16 protein-coding genes are annotated in these 19,712 nt (G+C 59.2%); 12 read left to right on the top strand and 4 right to left on the bottom strand.

Annotated features, from left to right (window positions below; genetic code table 11):
- The first annotated feature begins 116 nt into the window (after positions 1-116).
- From ettA to ald, 4 genes are all read left to right on the top strand, one after another.
- A complete protein-coding gene (gene ettA / locus ACLI1M_RS09470) occupies positions 117-1,787 on the top strand; it encodes an energy-dependent translational throttle protein EttA (protein WP_023020893.1) in 1,671 nt (556 codons plus the stop codon).
- Positions 1,788-1,812: 25 nt separating this feature from the next.
- Positions 1,813-2,229, top strand: a complete 417-nt coding sequence (locus ACLI1M_RS09465) for an acyl-CoA thioesterase (protein WP_034660154.1) — start codon at positions 1,813-1,815, stop codon at positions 2,227-2,229.
- A 42-nt stretch (positions 2,230-2,271) separates the two neighbouring features.
- Positions 2,272-2,910, top strand: coding sequence for a hypothetical protein (locus ACLI1M_RS09460; protein WP_248099647.1), 639 nt, complete (start codon positions 2,272-2,274; stop codon positions 2,908-2,910).
- A gap of 286 nt (positions 2,911-3,196) precedes the next feature.
- Entirely contained in the window at positions 3,197-4,288 is a 1,092-nt protein-coding gene (gene ald / locus ACLI1M_RS09455; protein WP_200288711.1) for an alanine dehydrogenase, read from the top strand.
- A 102-nt stretch (positions 4,289-4,390) separates the two neighbouring features.
- Here the strand turns inward: ald and ACLI1M_RS09450 are convergent, their stop codons facing one another.
- Both ACLI1M_RS09450 and ACLI1M_RS09445 read right to left on the bottom strand, forming a co-directional pair.
- Positions 4,391-4,774, bottom strand: a complete 384-nt coding sequence (locus ACLI1M_RS09450; RefSeq protein WP_248099439.1) for a globin — start codon at positions 4,772-4,774, stop codon at positions 4,391-4,393.
- Entirely contained in the window at positions 4,775-5,785 is a 1,011-nt protein-coding gene (locus ACLI1M_RS09445; RefSeq protein WP_200288713.1) for a mechanosensitive ion channel family protein, read from the bottom strand. It abuts the gene before it with no gap.
- Positions 5,786-5,929: 144 nt separating this feature from the next.
- Here ACLI1M_RS09445 and ACLI1M_RS09440 point away from each other — a divergent pair, with 144 nt between their 5' ends.
- Positions 5,930-7,087, top strand: a complete 1,158-nt coding sequence (locus ACLI1M_RS09440; protein ID WP_200288714.1) for a cystathionine gamma-synthase — start codon at positions 5,930-5,932, stop codon at positions 7,085-7,087.
- A 51-nt stretch (positions 7,088-7,138) separates the two neighbouring features.
- Here ACLI1M_RS09440 and ACLI1M_RS09435 read toward each other — a convergent pair whose 3' ends face one another.
- Positions 7,139-9,007, bottom strand: coding sequence for an FAD/NAD(P)-binding protein (locus tag ACLI1M_RS09435; protein WP_411706538.1), 1,869 nt, complete (start codon positions 9,005-9,007; stop codon positions 7,139-7,141).
- A gap of 202 nt (positions 9,008-9,209) precedes the next feature.
- On the opposite strand from ACLI1M_RS09435, the gene ACLI1M_RS09430 reads away from it, so the two are divergent.
- The 7 genes from ACLI1M_RS09430 (at position 9,210) to ACLI1M_RS09400 (ending at position 17,182) form a co-directional block, all read left to right on the top strand.
- Positions 9,210-10,865, top strand: a complete 1,656-nt coding sequence (locus tag ACLI1M_RS09430) for a TIGR04028 family ABC transporter substrate-binding protein (protein ID WP_248099445.1) — start codon at positions 9,210-9,212, stop codon at positions 10,863-10,865.
- Between the two features lie 3 nt (positions 10,866-10,868).
- The gene (locus ACLI1M_RS09425) at positions 10,869-11,876 is read left to right on the top strand and encodes an ABC transporter permease (RefSeq protein WP_248099447.1); all 1,008 of its coding nucleotides are present in this window, start codon (positions 10,869-10,871) and stop codon (positions 11,874-11,876) included.
- A complete protein-coding gene (locus ACLI1M_RS09420; RefSeq protein ID WP_200288718.1) occupies positions 11,873-12,685 on the top strand; it encodes an ABC transporter permease in 813 nt (270 codons plus the stop codon). Before ACLI1M_RS09425 ends, ACLI1M_RS09420 begins: the two co-directional genes overlap by 4 nt.
- A complete protein-coding gene (locus ACLI1M_RS09415; RefSeq protein WP_023020904.1) occupies positions 12,685-14,307 on the top strand; it encodes a dipeptide ABC transporter ATP-binding protein in 1,623 nt (540 codons plus the stop codon). The genes ACLI1M_RS09420 and ACLI1M_RS09415 overlap by 1 nt, the downstream gene beginning before the upstream one ends.
- 30 nt (positions 14,308-14,337) lie before the next feature.
- The gene (locus tag ACLI1M_RS09410) at positions 14,338-15,555 is read left to right on the top strand and encodes an alkylhydroperoxidase domain protein (protein WP_200288719.1); all 1,218 of its coding nucleotides are present in this window, start codon (positions 14,338-14,340) and stop codon (positions 15,553-15,555) included.
- Between the two features lie 55 nt (positions 15,556-15,610).
- Positions 15,611-16,327 (top strand): SDR family oxidoreductase, encoded by a 717-nt coding sequence (locus ACLI1M_RS09405; protein WP_200288720.1) that lies wholly within the window; start codon positions 15,611-15,613, stop codon positions 16,325-16,327.
- 75 nt (positions 16,328-16,402) lie between these two features.
- Positions 16,403-17,182, top strand: coding sequence for a GntR family transcriptional regulator (locus ACLI1M_RS09400; protein WP_200288721.1), 780 nt, complete (start codon positions 16,403-16,405; stop codon positions 17,180-17,182).
- Here the strand turns inward: ACLI1M_RS09400 and pepN are convergent.
- Positions 17,179-19,695, bottom strand: a complete 2,517-nt coding sequence (gene pepN / locus ACLI1M_RS09395) for an aminopeptidase N (protein ID WP_411706537.1) — start codon at positions 19,693-19,695, stop codon at positions 17,179-17,181. The two genes, ACLI1M_RS09400 and pepN, sit on opposite strands and share 4 nt — an antisense overlap.
- Positions 19,696-19,712: the final 17 nt, after the last annotated feature.

Genomic DNA, 19,712 nt, shown 5'->3' with positions numbered 1-19,712 from the left:
TTTCCTCCCCGGCTTGATCGCCTCGGGCGTACCTGACCCGAGGCACTCGAGCGGTGGTTCTGATGTAGTGTTTGTGTAGATAAATACGTCTCCCAAATTTTTGCAAAGGGGTAAAAGTGGGCGAATTCATCTACACGATGAAAAACGTGCGCAAGGCAATTGGCGATAAGGTCATCCTTGACGATGTAACAATGGCGTTCTACCCAGGTGCCAAGATTGGTGTGGTCGGCCCCAATGGTGCCGGTAAGTCCTCCATTTTGAAGATTATGGCCGGCTTGGACCAGCCTTCCAATGGCGAGGCCTTCCTAGATCCGGGCGCCACCGTGGGTATCCTGCAGCAGGAGCCGCCGCTCAACGACGAGAAGACCGTGCGCGGCAACGTCGAAGAGGGCTTGGGCGAAATCTTTGAAAAGAAGCAGCGCTTCGAGCAGATCGCCGAAGAAATGGCCACCAACTACAGCGATGAGCTCATGGAAGAAATGGGCAAGCTGCAAGAAGAGCTCGATGCTGCTGATGCATGGGAGGTCGACTCCAAGATTGAGCAGGCAATGGAAGCTTTGCGCTGCCCGCCTTCCGATGCCCCGGTGACCAACCTTTCTGGTGGTGAGCGCCGTCGCGTAGCGCTGGCTAAGCTCCTGCTTACCGAGCCGGACTTGTTGTTGCTCGATGAGCCTACGAACCACTTGGACGCCGAGTCTGTGCAGTGGCTGGAAAAGCACTTGGCTGATTATCCGGGCGCTGTCTTGGCCGTGACCCACGACCGCTACTTCCTCGACCACGTCGCGGGTTGGATTTGTGAGGTTGACCGAGGCAAGCTCTACCCGTATGAGGGCAACTACTCCACCTACCTGGATAAGAAGCAGGAGCGCTTGGAGGTTGCTGGCAAGAAGGACGCGAAGCTGCGCAAGCGCTTGAAGGACGAGCTGGAGTGGGTACGCTCCGGTGCGAAGGCTCGCCAGGCCAAGAACAAGGCCCGTCTGGAGCGCTACGAGGAGATGGCTGCAGAAGCCGAGAAGTACAAGAAGCTCGACTTCGAAGAGATCCAGATTCCTACCCCGCCGCGCTTGGGTAATAAGGTCGTGGAGGTCAAGGACCTGCAGAAGGGCTTTGATGGCCGCACCTTGATTAAGGACCTCTCTTTCACCTTGCCGCGCAACGGCATCGTGGGCGTTATCGGCCCGAACGGCGTGGGTAAGACCACCCTGTTTAAGACCATCGTTGGCCTGGAGCAGCCGGACGCCGGTTCCGTCGAGGTGGGCGATACCGTCAAGCTGTCCTACGTGGACCAAAACCGTGAGAATATCGACCCCGAGGCAACCGTCTGGGAGGTCGTCTCCGGTGGCCTAGACTACATCCACGTGGGCCAAAACGAGATGCCTTCGCGTGCCTACCTATCGGCCTTCGGCTTCAAGGGCCCGGATCAGCAAAAGCCGTCCAAGGTGCTCTCCGGTGGTGAGCGCAACCGTTTGAACTTGGCGCTGACCCTGAAAGAGGGCGGTAACCTGATCCTCCTTGACGAGCCGACCAACGACTTGGATGTGGAAACCCTCGGCTCGCTGGAAAACGCGCTCGAGAAGTTCCCGGGCTGTGCCGTGGTCATTTCCCACGACCGCTGGTTCTTGGACCGCACCTGTACCCACATCTTGGCCTGGGAAGGCAATGTGGAAGAAGGTCAGTGGTTCTGGTTTGAGGGTAACTTCGGCGATTATGAGAAGAATAAGGTCGACCGCCTTGGTGAAGAGGCAGCCCGTCCCTCTCGCGTGACCCACCGCAAGCTGACCCGCTAAGTAGCTGAAGCATTTACTGAGGAGAATGATGGCAACCCCAAGTGTGCACACGTATCGTATTCAAACCCGCTGGTCGGATTTTGATATGTACGGCCACATGATGAATGCAAACTACATCGAGCTCGCCCAGGAAGCGCGCTTGGCCTTTGCGAAGGAACATATCTATTCCAAAGGCCTTGACTTCATTGCGTTCGTGCGCCACCTCGATGTGGACTTCCTTCGCCCGATGGAGTTTAAGGACACCACTACGGTGGAGGTAGAAACTACCATTTCGCAGATTGGTACCACCTCGTTTACCACTACCCAGCAGGTCAAGGATGACCAGGGTGAAGTCGCGGCAACCGTGGAGTGCGTGCAGGTAGTCATTGATCGTCAGCAGCAGACTCCTCGTCCGCTGACGGAACAGGAAAAGGATATTCTGCAAAATACCGCGGCCAATTAACCGCGGAACGGAGCGAAGATGAGAAAGGCAGGGCCCGAAGGCATGGTCACCGAGACTCTAGAAATTGGAAGCGGTGGACCTGGCCTTCGGGCCCTTGTCACGCGCGCGGTTGGCTTGGATTCGGGTGCTTCGGTGCGGCTACGCCAGCTGACTGACGACGTCGTCGATGTCTTTGTCACCACACCTTTCGAGGTGGTTGCCTCCCGCCGCGTGCAGGGCGTCGTTTCCCGCGACGGGGCAGTGGTTTCTGCGGCTACCCTGGCCGAGCTGCTCAAGGAGCACGAATCGAGCGGAACGCTAGATTTGGGACCTGCCCGCGATGCGTCGTGGCCGGGAGCGCTTCCGCCGGCCACTGGCTACAGCGTGGTCGATACCTTGCCGGTTACCGTGGTGCGCGAGCTCTCCGATAAGGGTCAACAACTGACCCGGCAATTTTCTGGCCCCATGGGCCCGCCATCCAGCTTGCTGAATCAGACCGTTGTCACGGTCGAGGGGGAAGGTGCCACGGTGGAAATCCCTATGCGCATGATTTTTGCCTGCACCAATTTGGGTTTGATCCCTGGTTTTTCCGCACCGATGGATGTGCCGAGGCACCTGCGGGTGGCTCAGCTAGGCAGGTGGGTGCGCCTCGACGCCCCCTTTGGCAGCATCTACCGTTCCACCCGCTTGTCGCTGTTCTAACTTCGCTCGCGAAAAACCGGCCTGCCACGTAGCGGTTCTGTTCAACAGAATCGGCGCGCACGCGCCCTGCTTTGGAGATTTTGTCCGAAAAGCGGTCCGTCTTAGGGGGAGGGGGACTCTGGCCAAGTGGGGTCATTACTCTTTTGAACTGCACATTTACAAGATGGCTTGCTGCGTTGCTACCCCCCGCTTTGTGAATTCATGAACATAGTGCCGCACGCAAACGTGTCCTGCGTTACCCTTACGTGGTCGATGTAATTTACTCCACCCGCAAGGAGATTGTGTAATGCGTATTGTCGTGCCTAAAGAAATCATGAATAACGAGAATCGCGTGGCTCTTACCCCGGGCGGCGCGCAGACCCTCGTTCACGACGGCCATGAGGTCCTCATTGAGACCGGTGCTGGTGAAGGCGCATCCTTCCCGGATTCCGAGTACGAGGCCGCCGGTGCCAGCATCGTTGGCACCGCGGAGGATACTTGGGCACAGGCGGAACTGCTGCTGAAGGTCAAGGAGCCGCTCGAGTCTGAGTACCAGTACCTGCGTCCGGACCTTACCGTCTTTACCTACCTGCACCTTGCCGCGGACCGCCCTTTGACTGAGGCGCTTGTTGACGCCAATACCACGGCCATTGCATATGAGACGGTTACTGACCGCCACGGTACCTTGCCACTTCTTACCCCGATGTCCCAGGTGGCAGGCCGCCTTGCCGCAATCGAGGGCACCCACCACCTGCTGTCCACGCAGGGCGGCCGCGGTCTGCTGGTTTCTGGTGTTCCAGGTACCCAGCCAGCACGCGTCGTCGTGATCGGCGGTGGCCAGGTTGGTGCGTCCGCCGTTGCCATGGCCCACGGTCTGCGTGCCGAGGTCACCGTACTGGACCTTGATCCGCACGTTTTGCAGCGCTTCGATGACCAGTACGCCGGCAGCGTGCGCACCTTGATTTCGGATCCGGCCACCATCGATAAGGAACTGCAGGAAGCTGACCTCGTCATTGGCGCGGTACTCATCCCAGGCGCCGCTGCACCAAAGCTGGTGCGTGAGGAGACCGTAAAGAAGATGAAGAAGGGTGCCGTCCTCGTGGACGTCGCCATCGACCAGGGTGGTTGCTTCGAGAACTCCAAGAAGACCTCCCACGATGACCCAACCTTCCAGGTCCATGACACCTTGTTCTACTGCGTGGCGAATATGCCGGGTGCGGTGGCCAATACCTCCACCCGTGCCTTGTCCTCCGCAACTCTGCCCTACATTCGCGCGGTGGCCAATGACAGCCTGGATGCCGCCATCAAGCGCTTCCCGGGCCTAGAGGGTGGCGTAATGACTCGTGGTGGCCGTTTGGTCTCCGAGCCTGTACGTAAGGCCTTTGACTGGGAAGACTAAGCATCAGGTCCCCATAGTGTGGGCTAGATAAACCACAAGCCCGGTTCCTCGCTAAATAGCGGGAGCCGGGCTTTGTCTCTTGGGTGGGGCAAGACGGTGCGATTATGGTGCCTTGTTGATCATCATGGCGGCCACGCGCTGCATATGATCCCAGATCATTTCGCGGTAGGCCGGTGGGATGGTTTCCTCGTCGATTTCCGCGAGGGAGTTACCCATTAGCTCTAGCCACCGGTCATGCGCGGTTATATCGATGGGGTAGGGGGCGTGGCGCATGCGAAGGCGCGGATGGCCGCGGTTTTCAGAGAAGAGCTGCGGGCCACCCCAATACTGCGCCAAGAACCAAGTGAGGCGCTGCTCGGCACCTTCCCAGTCATTATCGGGGTACATCGGACCGATGACATTGTCCTCTTTGACCTGGGAATAAAAGCCGTGGACGAGGCGCTGAAAGGTCTCCATGCCGCCAATAGCCTCATAAACAGAATCCATTTACTCTTCTTCTTCCTTGCGGGGATCGGGAATGCCGATGCCGTGCGGGTAGGGGGTAGTAATGCCTTTAGTGTGCATGACATTGAGCACGCGGGATTGCAAGAAACGCTGGACGTCCCACTGCTTGCCCGGCAGGGTCTTTGTAGACACGCGGAAGGAAACATAATCCGGTTCGAAACCGGACATGCCATCCACACGAGGCGTGCTGAGGATGAGCTTGCGTACCTTATCGTCCTGCGCGGCTTCCTTCACTGCGTCCTCGATGACCTCGCCGGCGAGCTCTGGGTCATTAGAAAGGCCCACAGGAATCTGGATGCGGGCAACGGAGTACTCATCGGAGTGGTTAGCTACCTGGAGGATTTCGCCATTGCGCACGTACCACAGAGCACCGTCGATATCGCGGACCGTGGTGATGCGTAAGGAGATGGACTCGACATCGCCAAAGACGCCGTTGCCAAGGTCAACCACGTCGCCAATGCCGTATTGATCCTCAATGAGCATGAAGATGCCGGAAAGGAAATCCTTCACCAGTGCCTGGGCGCCAAAACCAAGGGCGACGCCAATAACACCGGCGGAGGCGATAAGCGGTGCCACGTTAACGTCTAGCTCATCCAAGATGGCAATAACGGCCCATACCCACACGAAGATAGCGGCGGCGGAACGGGCCACTCCGGCTAGCGTCTTAATGCGGGAGGCGCGCCGGGTTTCGCGGGTATGGCGCATGGCCTCTTCTTGCTGGGTCGGTTCGGGGCGGTTGGCTCGACCCTTGAATTTTCCGCGGAAACGCTGCTTATCCAGCCCGGAAGATTTGATGCTGTTTTCGGCCACCTTGTTGATAATGCGGTGGAGGAGCCAGTGGGCAATGACGGCCAGGATAAGGATAACGGCGATGCGAATCGGGCGCTCGATAAGCCAGCTTTGCACCTTCTCGTCATTCCAAAAACTAGAGACGGACTCGACGGCCGAGTCCTTGGTGGAAGCGGCTGAGGCTAAGAATTGCGTATTCATCATTCTTTCTTAGTCGTGGACAATGGGAACCGCGCCCATTGTAAAGGCCGAGCCTGAAAACGCGATGAGTGGTGGGTGGCTAGGTGGGTGAAAATAAATACCTATCTTTCCTTAGCAAGTGAACAGCTTGGTCTAGACTGTGTTGCTATGACAGAACGCAGCACGCAGAACCTCGCTCAAGGCTTTACGTCCCGTTCCATCCATGGCGGCTACCACCCAGACCCGCACATGGGCTCTATCAATGTGCCGATCTATGCGTCAACCACGTTTGCGCAAGATGGCTTAGCGCAGCTGCGCGGCGGGTTCGAATACGGACGCGTGGCAAACCCCACCGTGCGCTCGCTCGAACGCACTCTAGCGGCGCTAGAGGGCGCTGAGTATGCCCGCGTGTTCTCTTCCGGCATGGCCGCCGCCGATACGCTGATTCGGATCTTGGTGCGCCCAGGGGATCACGTCATTTTGGGTAATGATGCCTATGGTGGTTCCTACCGGCTACTGAATGATTTCACTGAGTGGGGCGTGGAGATGTCCATCGTTAATACCAGCGATACCGCCGCAGTAGCCGCGGCGGTCCAGGACAATACCAGGCTCATCTGGTTGGAAACGCCCACCAATCCGGCGTTGAATATCACCGATATCGCCGCGGTGGCCAAGATTAAGGGCAACGCGCAGGTCCTAGTGGACAATACTTTTGCTACGCCTTACCTGCAGAACCCATTGGAGCTCGGCGCGGACCATGTGTTGCACTCGACCACCAAGTACCTGGGTGGGCATTCCGATGTACTGGGCGGTGCGGTGGTTACTAATGATGCCCACGTGGACGAGCGCCTGCTCTACTTCCAAGGCAATGTGGGTGCGGTGAGCTCGCCTTTCGACGCCTACCTTACGGCTCGCGGAATCAAGACTCTTTCGGTGCGGATGGATCGCCACTGCGCCAATGCGCAAAAGGTGGCAGAGTTCCTGCAGGGCCGCCCCGAGGTAAAGCAGGTGCTGTACCCAGGGCTGAAAGATCACCCAGGGCATAAGTTGGCAGCACAGCAGATGCGCGGATTTGGCGGCATGATGTCCGTGCGCTTTCATAGCGCGGAGCATGCCAAGCAGATCTGCCTCAATACGCGGCTTATCTGTCTAGCGGAATCGCTGGGTGGGGTGGAATCGCTCATCGAGCACCCGAAGAATATGACGCACGTATCCGCGGAAGGATCCGAGCTGGTGCCGCCAGATGATATGGTGCGCATCTCAATCGGAATCGAAGATATCGATGACCTGCTCGCGGACTTGAAGCAGGCCCTCGACGCGCTATAGGCCGCGGGACCGGGGCCAGGACCGGGACCGAGCCCTTAGCGCGGTGGTGGCTTAGGAGCGCACCACGGCGAGGAGGGAACCGGCGGTTTTATCGGTTTCCTGCAACATGAGTGGGTCGGTTCCCGGCATCGGAGAAATAGTGGTATCCGGCCACTGGGAATAGGTGGGGATGCCCACAATGTGCAGGCGCGCATCCAGCTCGCCGTTCGGGTGAACGGTGCGGCGGGTCGTCCCATCGGTTTCCGGCGAACCGGTGGGTTGTCCGTGATCGGGGAAGGGGCGAACGCGGCCGGAATCTACCAGGCAGCGGGTCATGGAATCGCCGGCGGTGCGGATATCGGGGCGGTGCATAAAGGCGTCGACAAGCGTGGGTGCAGAAGCCGAGCGTGGGCCGGAGGTTAGGGTGAAGTGATCTGCCTTGATGGCCAGGGTGGGGTGATCGCCTAGGAAGTGGGCCAAGTCGGCGTCAACAAGCGCGAGCAGCTGGCGCACGCGGAAGAGCGGCGGGCCGGAACCTATCATCTGGCCAAAGGACATTACTTGGGCATAGCGGCCGGTGCGGGACTCGCGGGTATAGCGGCCCTCCGAGCCAAGGATGGAGGCGGGCTTGCGCGATTGCGATAGCGACCATAGCGCGGCCTTGATGGGGGAGTCGTGGCCGGCGGAGGCCTCCCGGATATCGCTTTCCATGGACTGGGCAATATGCTCGGTGAGCTCATCTATGTCCCCGGTAAACCCGGCAATTTGGTACATGAGATCGTTCATGTCCCACGGCTCGGTAACCATGGGCGCAATAGCCGCGCCTAGCTCATCCGGGGCGGTGGCATCGATGACCTCGAGAATGTCAGCGCGCGGGCGCAGCAAGGAATCCGGGCGCACGCGCTCCAAAGTGGTGATATAGGCCTCGTAGCTATCGCGGGCGATAGCGGGCCAAACCTGGGAGTCAAAGTCGATGTCATGGGTGCCGCTGAGCTCCGCAATGACATTCTTCAGACGGCGGCGTGGCATGGTGGGCGGCAGCTCACCGTATTCGGACTTGGGGTGGTAGGGGTAGCCGCGGCCGGAGGAAATGATGAAGTTGGGCTCGTCGCCGCAGGGCTCATAGCGCAGGCCGGAACGTGTGGAAGAATCCTCCACGAAGGTGCCGCCGCGCTCGATGGTGGTCAGCGCCATGATGTCATAAAAGCCCATGCCCAGCCCGCGTACCAGCACGTCCTCACCGCCGGGGATAGCGGCATAGTCCTGCTCTACCGGGTTATTAGGAGCGATCCAGTTCAGGCCGGAAGCCGCCAGCTGCTTTTCCTGCTCGTTGTACTCCGGAACCATCCAGCCATAGGCCAGTACCGTGGCATCGGCGCGCACCTCGGAGCCATCAGATAGGTGGAGGACGTCTTGGTGAGCATCCTCTTTGATGGTCTCCAACCGGCTGAAGTGATTCACGGTGGAAATGCTCTTGGGCAGACGTGCAATGACCACGTCATAGACCCAGCGTAGGTACTCGCCATACAGCGCGCGCGAGGGGTTGGATTCGGGGCGGGTAGCGGCAAGTTCTTCGCGGTAGTCCTGGGCAATATGTGCGGCCGGAGGATACTTCTCAAAAAGCTCGCGCTTGGCGGCGGAGACATTGTCGCCATCGCCGCGCAGGAGCTGAATCCACTCGTATTGGATGGGCCCCTCGAGCACGGGGGCGTCCACGGTGGAGCCGGGCTCGGTGAAAAGGGTGACAGCGCCGGCGCGAGTATTCATGCATAAGGTCTTGGTTTGATCCGTTTCCCAAATGCGGCCGGCACCATGCTGGGCATCATCGATGAGGTGGACGGTTATGGGGTCGCTGGAATCGTCCATGCGGGCGGAGAGGCGTTCCAAGATGGAAATGCCGCGTGGGCCCATGCCGACGATTGCGATTGCTGGAGTAGACATACTACCTATCGTGCCACATCCAGACCCTTCCACGAGCATCGGACCCAGCGGTGGTATTTAAATAGACTAAACAGTCTATACAAAAGTTTCTTTCCCCTTGTTATGGCAGGTAATAGGGTAGACCGTCCAGTCTTGTATTTGTGGGTATGGATATGCTCTAATGGGCGAGTACTACTTAAGAATTAAAGGAACTCGAGCTTTTATGAAGCAACTTTCTCGGCTCCTGAGACCAGTGGCCGCAGTCTTTGCCAGCGGTGCGCTAGCTCTCTCGCTAACCTCCTGCGCCTCTACTTCCCATGCCGCGGAAGATGGCATGGTCACCTACGTCGAGCCCAATATGTTCAATAACCTCTATCCCCCCTCCGGCGGCTATTACCCCAACGGTGGCGTGCTCAATAACATCACGGACCGCCTGCTGTGGCAGGACCCGGATACCCTCGAGCTGCACCCGTGGATTGCGGAGGAGATGCCTAAGGCGAACAAGGACAATACCGAGTTCACCTTTAGGATTCGCAAGGGCGTGACCTACTCTGATGGCTCCCGCCTGGATGCCGCGAACGTGAAGAAGAACTATGACCTCTACGCTTTAGGCGATGAGGACCGCATGCTCACCCCTTCGGAGCAGTTGCCCAACTATGAAAAATCCGAGGTTATTGATGATTACACGGTGAAGTTCTACTTCAGTGAGCCCTCCCCAGGCTTTCCTCAGTCCACCTCCGTGATGAACCAGGGCCTGCTTTCTAATGCCACGCTGGATTTAGATGACACCGGCTTCGCGCCGGGCAATGCCACCGCTATTTCTGGTTCGGGCCCCTTCGTCATCGAGGAAGAAGAGCTGGGAACCAAGCTGGTGCTCAAAAAGCGGGAGGACTATGACTGGGCACCGCCGGCCCGCAAGGACCACCAAGGGCCGGCCGATATTGAGGGCATCAATATTGTTCTCGCAGCCGAGGATTCCGTGCGCGTGGGATCGCTCGTGGCGGGGCAGTCCGATATTGCTCGCCAGATCGAAGCCCCCGATGAGAAGCACCTCAAGGATCAAAACCTGGAGATTTTCGCCGCGCCCACCCGTGGCGTAAACAATAGCTTCCACTTCCACTTCCGCCACCCACTCTTGGCGGATAAACGCGTGCGTCAGGCCATTATTCACGCCATCGACCGCGATAATATTCTGAGCACCCTCTTTTCTGACTCCTATCCCAAAGGCACATCGATCCTGGCCAAGACGGCTATTGGCTATAAGGATCAAGCAGCGAATTATGCCTTCGATCCAGAGGAATCTAAGCGCTTGCTCGATGCAGCCGGTTGGCGCGAAGGAGAAGATGGCATCCGCGAGAAAGACGGCAAGCGCCTGTCCGTGACCTTCAATGAGGCAGTCCCGCAGCCGCGCTCTAAGGAGATGTTCACCAAGGCCCAAGAGATGCTCAAGAACGTCGGCATCGAGGCCAACCTCAACCCGGGCGACCGCTCCGCGCAGCAGAAGGCCATGAAGGACCAAGACACCGTGCAGGTACGCCACACCATGACCGGCCGTGCCAATGTGGATACCTTGGCCACGTGGCTAGATGGCACGGGCCGCAATTCTTTCCTCAACTATGACGAAAAGACCGATAGCTTCGGCGATAAGAAGCTGCAGAAATTGGTGGACGAGTACTTCGACCTCAGCAGCGAAAAGGACCGCCTGGCAATGACCGGCCGCATGCAGGACTACCTCTCTGAACAGGCCTATATCCTGCCCATGTTCGAAGAGCCGCAGGTATATGGTTTCCAGCCTTATATCGAGGGCTTTAGCACCGAGGCTATCGGCCGTCCATCGTTTTATGCGGTAGACATCAACACCGCAGAAGGGGAGGACTAATCCATGAGCCTGAAATCTATCGCCCTACGCATCGGCCAAGCCATGCTGGTTATCTGGGCAACCTTCACCCTTTCTTTCATTCTTCTGGCGGCGCTGCCCGGTGACGCCGTCGCGACCCGCTATGACAACCCGACCCTAGGGCTCAACGCCGAGCAGTTGGCCGCTATTCGCGAGGTTTATGGTGCCGATGAACCGCTCTTAAGCCGCTACGTCAGTGCGCTCGGTGGATTCCTCACCGGTGATTTCGGCTTTTCCGTCGCCACCGGCACTGCGGTATCGGAGATGTTGGCGGACGCCCTTCCTTCCACGTTGGCGCTGGCCGTCCTCGCCTTTCTCGTAGGCGTAGTCTTGGCCTTCGCGGTGGCCATCGCCTCCACCTTTGGTCCATTTTCCTGGCTGCGTAGCTTCTTCCGCAGCCTGCCTTCTGTGATGGTTTCCCTGCCCACCTTCTGGATCGGCATCATTTTGATCCAGATATTTTCCTTTGGCTTGGGATGGGTGCCAGTTATCGGCGCGAGCGACGCCCAAAGCCTTATCCTGCCGGTGATTACCTTGGCCATCTTCGTGGCCGCACCGCTGGCACAGGTGCTCCTGCGCTCCATCGATGAGGTAATGGATATGTCCTTCGTGCAGGTAGTGCGTGCCAAGGGTGCTAGCGGTGCCTGGTTGCTGTGGCACAATGTTTTGCGCAATGCGTTGCTGCCGGCGCTGACCATGGCCGGCCTTACCTTTGGTGAGCTCGTTGGCGGCTCCGTGGTGACGGAAGCGGTCTTTGCCCGCCACGGCATTGGCGCGCTGACCGTGGATGCGGTGGCCAACCGCGATACCTCCGTATTGCTCGCCATCGTGGTGCTGGCCGCGGCCGTCTTTGTTCTTATCAATCTCATCGTGGACCTGCTCTACCCAGTGCTTGACGTGCGCCTGCGCGAGGGCAACCACGATAGCGCGCACAGCAACACCACCGCCACCGCTGATAATCCCGCAAAGAACGAGAAGAAGGTCCAAGCATGAAGCTTAAATCCACACGCCTGAAGCTCACCCCGGGCACCATCATCTCGCTTATTGTGCTGGGCCTGGCGGTGCTCTGTGCACTGTTCCCCCAACTATTTACCTCCCAGGATCCTAACCAGGGCGGTGACACCACAGCGCTGCTGCAGCCCAGTTTCCAACACTGGTTCGGCACCGATGCCGTGGGCCGTGATCTCTATACCCGCGTGGTCTATGGCGCGCGCCAATCCCTACTCGGCGCGCTATTGGCGGTACTTTTCGGCCTGATCGTTGGCACCGTCTTGGGCATTATCGCCGGAGTGCGCCGCGGCTGGGTAGATGCCGTCATCATGCGCATCGTGGATGTGCTGTTGTCTATTCCTGGCCTCTTGCTTTCCCTGTCCGTCATCATCGTGCTCGGACACGGCATCTTTAATGCTGCCATCGCCGTGGGCATTACCTCCGTGGCAACCTTTGCGCGCCTCGCGCGCTCCCAGGTGCTCAGTGTGGCAGGCTCCGATTTCGTCGAGGCCGCCTACGGCTCCGGCGGCTCTGCCTTCCAGGTGCTCGTGCGCCATATTCTTCCCAATTCACTCACCGCAGTCTTCGCCGTAGCCGCCTTGCAATTCGGCCTGGCCATTTTGCAGCTAGCCACCCTTGGCTTCCTTGGTTACGGCGCTCCGCCCCCAACACCGGAATGGGGCCTGCTCATTTCTGAATCACGCGACTATATTGCCACCGCCGGCTGGCTGACCATCGCCCCCGGCATCGTTATCGTCGCCGTGGTTCTTGCGGCCAACTACCTCAGCCAGACACTGCGAAAGGCGGCCTAATGTCCCTGCTTAGCATTAGTGATTTATCCATTACGTACCGCACCGCCCACGGCGAGATGGAAGCGGTCAGCGGCATTGAGCTAGAAGTGAACCCCGGGGAAATGACCGCCATCGTGGGCGAGTCCGGCTCCGGCAAGTCCACCTCCGCCATGGCCGCCATTGGCCTGCTGCCAGACAATGCCTCGATTGTCTCCGGCACCATTACTTTCGACGGCCACGATGTCACCCATTTCTCCCAAAAGCAGTGGCGCACCCTGCGTGGCCGCCGCATCGGGTTGATTCCGCAGGATCCCAATAACTCGCTCAATCCGCTCAAGACCATCGGAGCCTCGGTGGAAGAGGGCATGGCCATCCACCGGCAGGACGATAAGGAGTCCCGGAAGAAGCGTGCTCTGGAGTTGCTGGAGCGCGTGGGCATTGATGATCCACAGCGCCGTTATCATCAGTACCCGCATGAGCTTTCCGGCGGCATGAAGCAACGCGTGCTCATCGCTGCCGCTGTGGCACTGGAGCCAGAGCTCATCATCGCCGATGAGCCTACTTCCGCGCTGGATGTCACCGTGCAGAAAATCATCCTGGATCTCCTTGATGAAATGCGCGAAGAGCTCACCATGGGCATCCTTTTTATTACCCATGATCTGGCCGTGGCGGGTGACCGCGCCAATAATATTGTGGTGATGGAAAAGGGCGCCGTCCGCGAGTCGGGCGTAGCCGCCCGTGTCCTCACCGATCCCCAGCATGCCTACTCCAAGCGCCTGCTTGCCGACGCCCCCTCGCTCACCGCCCCTACTTCCTCCCAGACCGCATCTCCGGTGCGGAATAGTACGCCCGCCCAGCAGGAGACGTTGCTCGAAGTCGAGGGGCTCACCCAGCGCTTCGGGGATTTCACCGCGGTAGATGACATCAACTTTTCCGTAGCCCGTGGCACTACCCATGCCTTGGTGGGGGAGTCCGGTTCCGGAAAGACAACTACCGGCCGTGCCATATCTCTGTTGAGCACGCCTACCTCGGGAAGTATTCGCTTGGCGGGGGAAGATATCAGCACCGCCCGCGGTAAGCGCCGCCGGGAGCTGCGCCGCTCTATCCAGATGGTCTACCAAAATCCCTTTGGCTCGCTCGATCCACGATTGAGTATCGGCGATACCATCGCTGAGCCGGTGCGCAACTTTACCGGGGCCTCGAAACGCGATGCCCGCGCGAAAGCACAAAAGTTTCTTGATTTGGTGGCCTTGGACTCTTCCATGGCAGCCCGCCGTCCCCGTGAGCTCTCCGGCGGCCAGCGCCAGCGCGTGGCTATCGCCCGTGCCATGATCATTGAACCCGATCTTGTGGTGCTCGATGAGGCCGTTTCTGCGCTCGACGTCACCGTACAGGCACAGATCCTGCGCCTGCTCGATGAGCTGCAGCGCGAGTTGGAGCTTACCTATATCTTCATCTCTCACGACCTCGCGGTAGTCAACCAGATTTCCGATACCGTCTCCGTGCTCTCCCACGGCACACAAGTGGAATCCGGGCCCACGGCGCAGGTTTTTGCACACCCAGAAACCGAATACACCCGTCAGCTAATTGACGCCATCCCAGGCTCCCGCTACCGCGCTGGAGACCTAAACTTGGGGCTATAAACCGAGCCCTAGAAAGGTTGGACTGAGAATATGACCGACATTATTAACGAGCTCTCCCACGCCTCCGCCGAGGTGCAGCAACTGCGCCGCGCCCGCCAAGAGGCGCAGGACAATGCGCAGCTGAGCTTTAACGCTTTGCTTGAGCCTGCAGAGCCAGGTGAATTCACCTATGCAGAGCGCTATGCCGTCGCAGCTTTTAGCGCTGCGGTCTACCAGGCGGGGGAGGCAGCAGATTTCTACTTCGACCTGCTGGGGGATGAGGCCGATGTGGACCTTGTTGCCGCCGTGCGCGCCGCAAGCCAGCGTGGTGTGTCTACCGGCCCCTACTACCAGGGTGACTTCCTTATTTTTGGCGAAACTGCTGCGGAGGCAGCGCTCGGAAAGCGCCTAGCCGCTGCCTTTGACTGGGCGCACCTTTTGGCCTTCCACCCCAAGGACGCCTCCCCGCAGGCCATCGGTCACCTCGACGCCGCCGGGTGGTCGGCTACCGATATTGTCAGCCTGTCTCAGCTTGTGGCATTTTTGGCTTTCCAGCTGCGCGTGGTCCACGGTCTGCGGGTGCTCTCTGGCGAGGAGGGCGCCGCACGCCCCGCGGCCGAGCGTGCAGCCGGGGTAGCTGACCCAAGCTGGCAGGTTACCGCGAATACCCTGCAACCCGATACCGTGCTGCCGGACCACTTTGTCAACCACTCCCTGGGCTGGAAGCCTTGGGTAGAGGCACTGGCGAAAGAGGATTTCACCGCAGCGCATACCGACGCCCTCATCAAACCAGAGCGCATTGATTCCGAGTACTTCCGGTTGCTCGCCCGCGATCCCGCGGCTTTGAAGGCGCGTACGCTAACTGACTTGGACATCTTCTATAACACCGAAGGCGGCCTCTCCCGTGCAGACCGCGAGCTCGCTGCCACTGTGGCCTCGCGGTACAACGGTTGCGAGTACTGCGCTTCCGTGCACCAGGCACGGTGCGTCCAGGAAGGCGGCGACCGTGACAGCGTAGACCGCCTTTTGGACACAGGCATCGACGCCGACCTGGGTTCTAAAGAGTGGGACCTTATCCGTCGCGCAGCTGTGGCGTTGACCGAAACTCCCTTCGCCTTCGATGCGCAGCTATGCACCGACCTTCGCAACGCCGGTTTCGATGATCAGTCCATTCTGGACCTCATCTACGCATCGTCCTTCTTTAACTGGGCCAATCGCTTGATGCTTACCTTGGGGCAGCCGGATGTGCCCAAGCGCTTTCGACAATAGGTGGTGATTGGGTCGGTGCGGCAACCTCAGCGGAGGATCCCTATGATGGAGCGGCATGACTGATACTAAGAATCTCACCGCACCAGCACACTCAGAGGCCGCAGCCCCGCGCAAGGTGGCCGTCGTCACCGGCGCCACCGGTGGCATGGGCCGCGAAATCATCGCCGACTTGGCTGGTGACTACCACGTGTACGCACTGGGACGGAGCGCGGCGGACCTGCCTAAATCGGAATCCATCACGCCGATCGCCATCGACCTAGTAGCCGGCCTCGATGAAGGCATGGCGCTGCCGGAGCTGGATCGCGTAGATGTGCTCGTGCACGCCGCCGCACGGGCTACCAAGTACTCCGTGGAGGAAGCCACTCCAGAAAATTGGCGCGCGCACATGGACCTCAACGTGCACGCCCCCGCAGAGGTGACCCGTGTTTTGCTGCCGCAGCTGCGTAAAGTCGAAGGCACAGTGGTCTTTATTAACTCTGGTGCTGGCCGCCACAGCTATGGCGATAACGTCGTCTACGCGGCCACGAAGCACGCGTTGTATGCGCTGGCCGACGGGTTGCGTATCTCCGAGCCGGGAATCCGCGTTTCCACCGTAGCGCCCGGGCCTACCGATACTCCGATGCTGCAGGGCCTGCAGGACTATGATCCCTCCCAGGTCATTGCACCGGTTGAGGTGGCGCGTGCCATTCGTACCGTAGTAGAGGCTGGGCCCACCACGCAGTTGACGGAAATCCAAGTCAGGCCGCGAATCGAATTATCTCTGCGCAAGTAGTAAATCAAGTGTTATTAAGGTCATCATGCAGTGATGGGGGGGTTGGTTTCGGCCCGCCCGTTACACTCGAGGGCTGTGACTTCCCAAAGCCGAAAACGGCCCGCCTATCTCCTTATCTCAGATGCCCTACGTGACAAGATCGAGCGCAATGAATTAGAGCCTGGTCAGCGTTTTCCTACCGAACGCGAATTGGTCCGAGAATTTCATGTTGCGCGCATGACCGTGCGCCATGCATTAGACATTTTGGAAGATGAAGGCCTTATTGATCGCCGCCGTGGGCGCAGCGGCGGCACCTACGTGCGCACGGTTCCCCCTACACTGAGCCTGACCAAAAAGGACAGCATCGCCACTCAACTGCGCGAGCGTGGGCACGAAATCACCGTGCGGGTGGTCTCCGTGAATAAAACCCATGTGCCCAAACATGTGGCAGCGGCCCTGGGCGTGAACGATGCCACCTATGCGTGGGATATTAAACGCCTTTTTATCGTCGATGGTAAGCCCGTCATCGTCTCGCGCTACACCATCCCAGTGGACATGGCTCCCGAGCTCAATCAGCACGACCTGCGCGAGCCCATCCTAGACATACTGGCAGGCTATGGCCTCCAGCCGGTCTTCAAACGCGAGAGTATGAGCGCCGCTACCGCTCGCACAGAAGAACAGAAACTCTTGGGCGTGAGCCGATCGCACCCGCTTTTGCGGTTCGTACGGCTGCTGAAGAATGAGACCGGCGTGGTCTTTGCCTATATCGAAGAGTCGCTGCGCTCTGATATCGCCAATGTAGAAGTGGTCTTGGGCGAGGATCCTGCGCCACAACCCGTACAAACCCGGGACGGCGGCGCAGGAAAGCCGGCCTAGCCAGCGTCCACCTGGCGGTTGCGTAGCGCGCGGGCCACGCGGTCGCGCTGCTCGGTGACTGTACGACGCAGACCACCGGGCAGGTCCTTCTGCAAGAAGGCATCGGCTCTGTCCAAGCCCTTGCGGGTGATGTCCCAGGAAGGGAAGAGGCCGGTAACTGTGGTCAGAGCCACCTCTGAGGATTGGGAAGCCCACACCTTTTCCGCGATATCGAAGAACTCCGCGGTGGGAAGGAACGTATCGCCATGCGGATAGAGCAATCCTTCAAGTTTGGAGGTCAGCTCGCGGTTGGTGAGGTTACCCGCCACGATTTCTTCCCATACCGCGCGCTTGTTTTCCGCAGTTGCCACCGCGGCGCGAGCGCGCAGCGAAGAGTAGTAGCCGGTGGCGGAATTATCCCGCTTCAGTTGCGCATCCGCGGCAGCGGGGACGTCCTCTATCGCGCCATCGGCGGCAAGTGCCGCGAGCGCGGACCAACGCTGCCCTGCATCCGCGGATGATTCGAGCACGCCGCGCAGGTAGTCACGCGCGCTATCGTGCAGGCGAATTTTCGCCAGCGCCTGGGTGCAGATGATGGAGCGCTGGGCATCGGAACTGCGGGCGCCGTCGAGGAGGGCGTCGGCAAGCAGGGTGCTCTGCGCGGCCCACCGTGGATCGGCATAGTTCTTCAGCGCGTTCGAGGCCTGCAAAACAATGCGCTCGAGGACGGCAAGCTCGGTCTCGGCCTGCATACCGCGGGCAACTAGCTGGATGAAATCGCGGGCCCGCATAGTGCCGGCGCGGGTCATCTCCCAGGCGGTGGACCAGCACAGGGTGCGGGCCATAGGATCAGCAAACTTATCGATATTATCCAGCAGGAATTGCAGGGAACCCGCGTCCAATTCGATGAGGCAGTAGGTCAGGTCATCGTCATTGGGCAGCAGGAAGTCAATGTCTGCTAGCTGGCGGCCGATGAGCTCTGGAATCTCAGTGGAGGAGCCATCGACATCCATCTCGATGCGATCGGTGCGCACCACCTGACCGTCCTGCAGGTTATACAGGCCCACCGCCACGCGGTGGGTGCGCAGCGTATCGCCGCGCTGGGAGAGGTAGGCATGGGTAATCGTGCCGGACTCATCTGCATTGAGCGCTATGCTCAGAGTGTTGATGCCGGAAGTCTTAAGCCACTGCTGCGCCCAGAAGGAAAGATCGCGGCCGGAGGCCTGTTCCAGGTGGCCAAGCAGATCATCAAAGGTGGCATTGCCCCAGGCATGGGCGGCGAAGTGACGGCGGACCCCGGCCAGGAAGTTTTCGCGGCCAACATAAGCTTGGAGCTGCTTCAGCACCGAAGCGCCCTTGGCGTAGGTGATGCCATCGAAGTTTTGCTCGACGGTTTCGATATCGCTTGCATCGGTAGAAATCGGGTGGGTGGTAGGCAGCTGATCCTGCTGGTAGGCCCAGGACTTTTCTACGTTGGCAAAGGTTACCCACGCGGTATCGTATTCGGTCTCTTCCGCTTGGGAAATGGCCGCCGACCAAGTGGCGAAGGACTCATTGAGCCACAAATCGTCCCACCACTGCATGGTGACCAGATCACCAAACCACATATGGGCCAATTCGTGCAGAATGGTATCGGCACGGCGTTCGTATTTATAGTGCGTGGCCTGGGAGGTAAAGACGTACTCATCGCGGATGGTGACGCACCCAGCATTTTCCATCGCACCCGCGTTGAACTCCGGCACGAAAATCTGGTCATACTTGCCAAAGGGGTAGGGGAAGCCGAAATTGCGGTGGTAGAAATCAAAGCCCTGCTTGGTCTCCGTAAATAAGCGCTCAGCATCTAAAGCGTGGGCGAGCGAAGCACGGCAGTAGATGCCCAGCGGTACCTCGAGCTTTTGGGCCGGCTTGCCCTCTGGGTGTGCGGTCAGCTCGCCGCGCCAGGTATCGGTGACCTCGTGGTAGGGACCGGCGCACAGGGCTACCAGGTAGGTCGATAGTGGGTAGTCGATAGCCGTGCTGGCCACGTCTCCTTCCCAGCTCACTGGCCCATCGCTAATGACGGTCCAATCCTCCGGCGCCTTGAAATGCAGCGCGTAGGTGGCCTTCATATCCGGCTGGTCAAAGCAAGCAAAGACCCGCTTGGCATCGGCGGTTTCAAATTGGGTATAGAGGTAGACCTTGTCATCGGCGGGATCGACAAAACGGTGCAGGCCCTCGCCGGTGCGCGAATACGGGATCTTCGCGGTGACTTCTAGCGTGTAGTCGGCCACTTGGAGGCCGGAAAGCGGAATGCCGTAGGTGGGGTTATAAGAATTCGTGGGCAGCGGATTGCCGTTGAGGCGCACCTCTTGGATTTCCTCGGCGCGCAGATCGATGAAGGTGGAGCCAATCTCGCGCGAGGTGAAGCTCACCTTCGTAGTGGAAAGGAAATGGGTATCTGAATACTTGAGGTCTAAAGTGACATCATAATGGCCCACCTCAATCATTCGGGAGCGCTCAACCGCTTCCGTGCGAGTCAGGTTTACGGAGGTCATAGAATATATTCTCCTTC

Source organism: Corynebacterium sp. LaCa54 (assembly GCF_046717495.1).
GTDB classification, from domain to species: domain Bacteria; phylum Actinomycetota; class Actinomycetes; order Mycobacteriales; family Mycobacteriaceae; genus Corynebacterium; species Corynebacterium kefirresidentii.
This window is presented reverse-complemented; position numbering and strand designations above follow the sequence as displayed.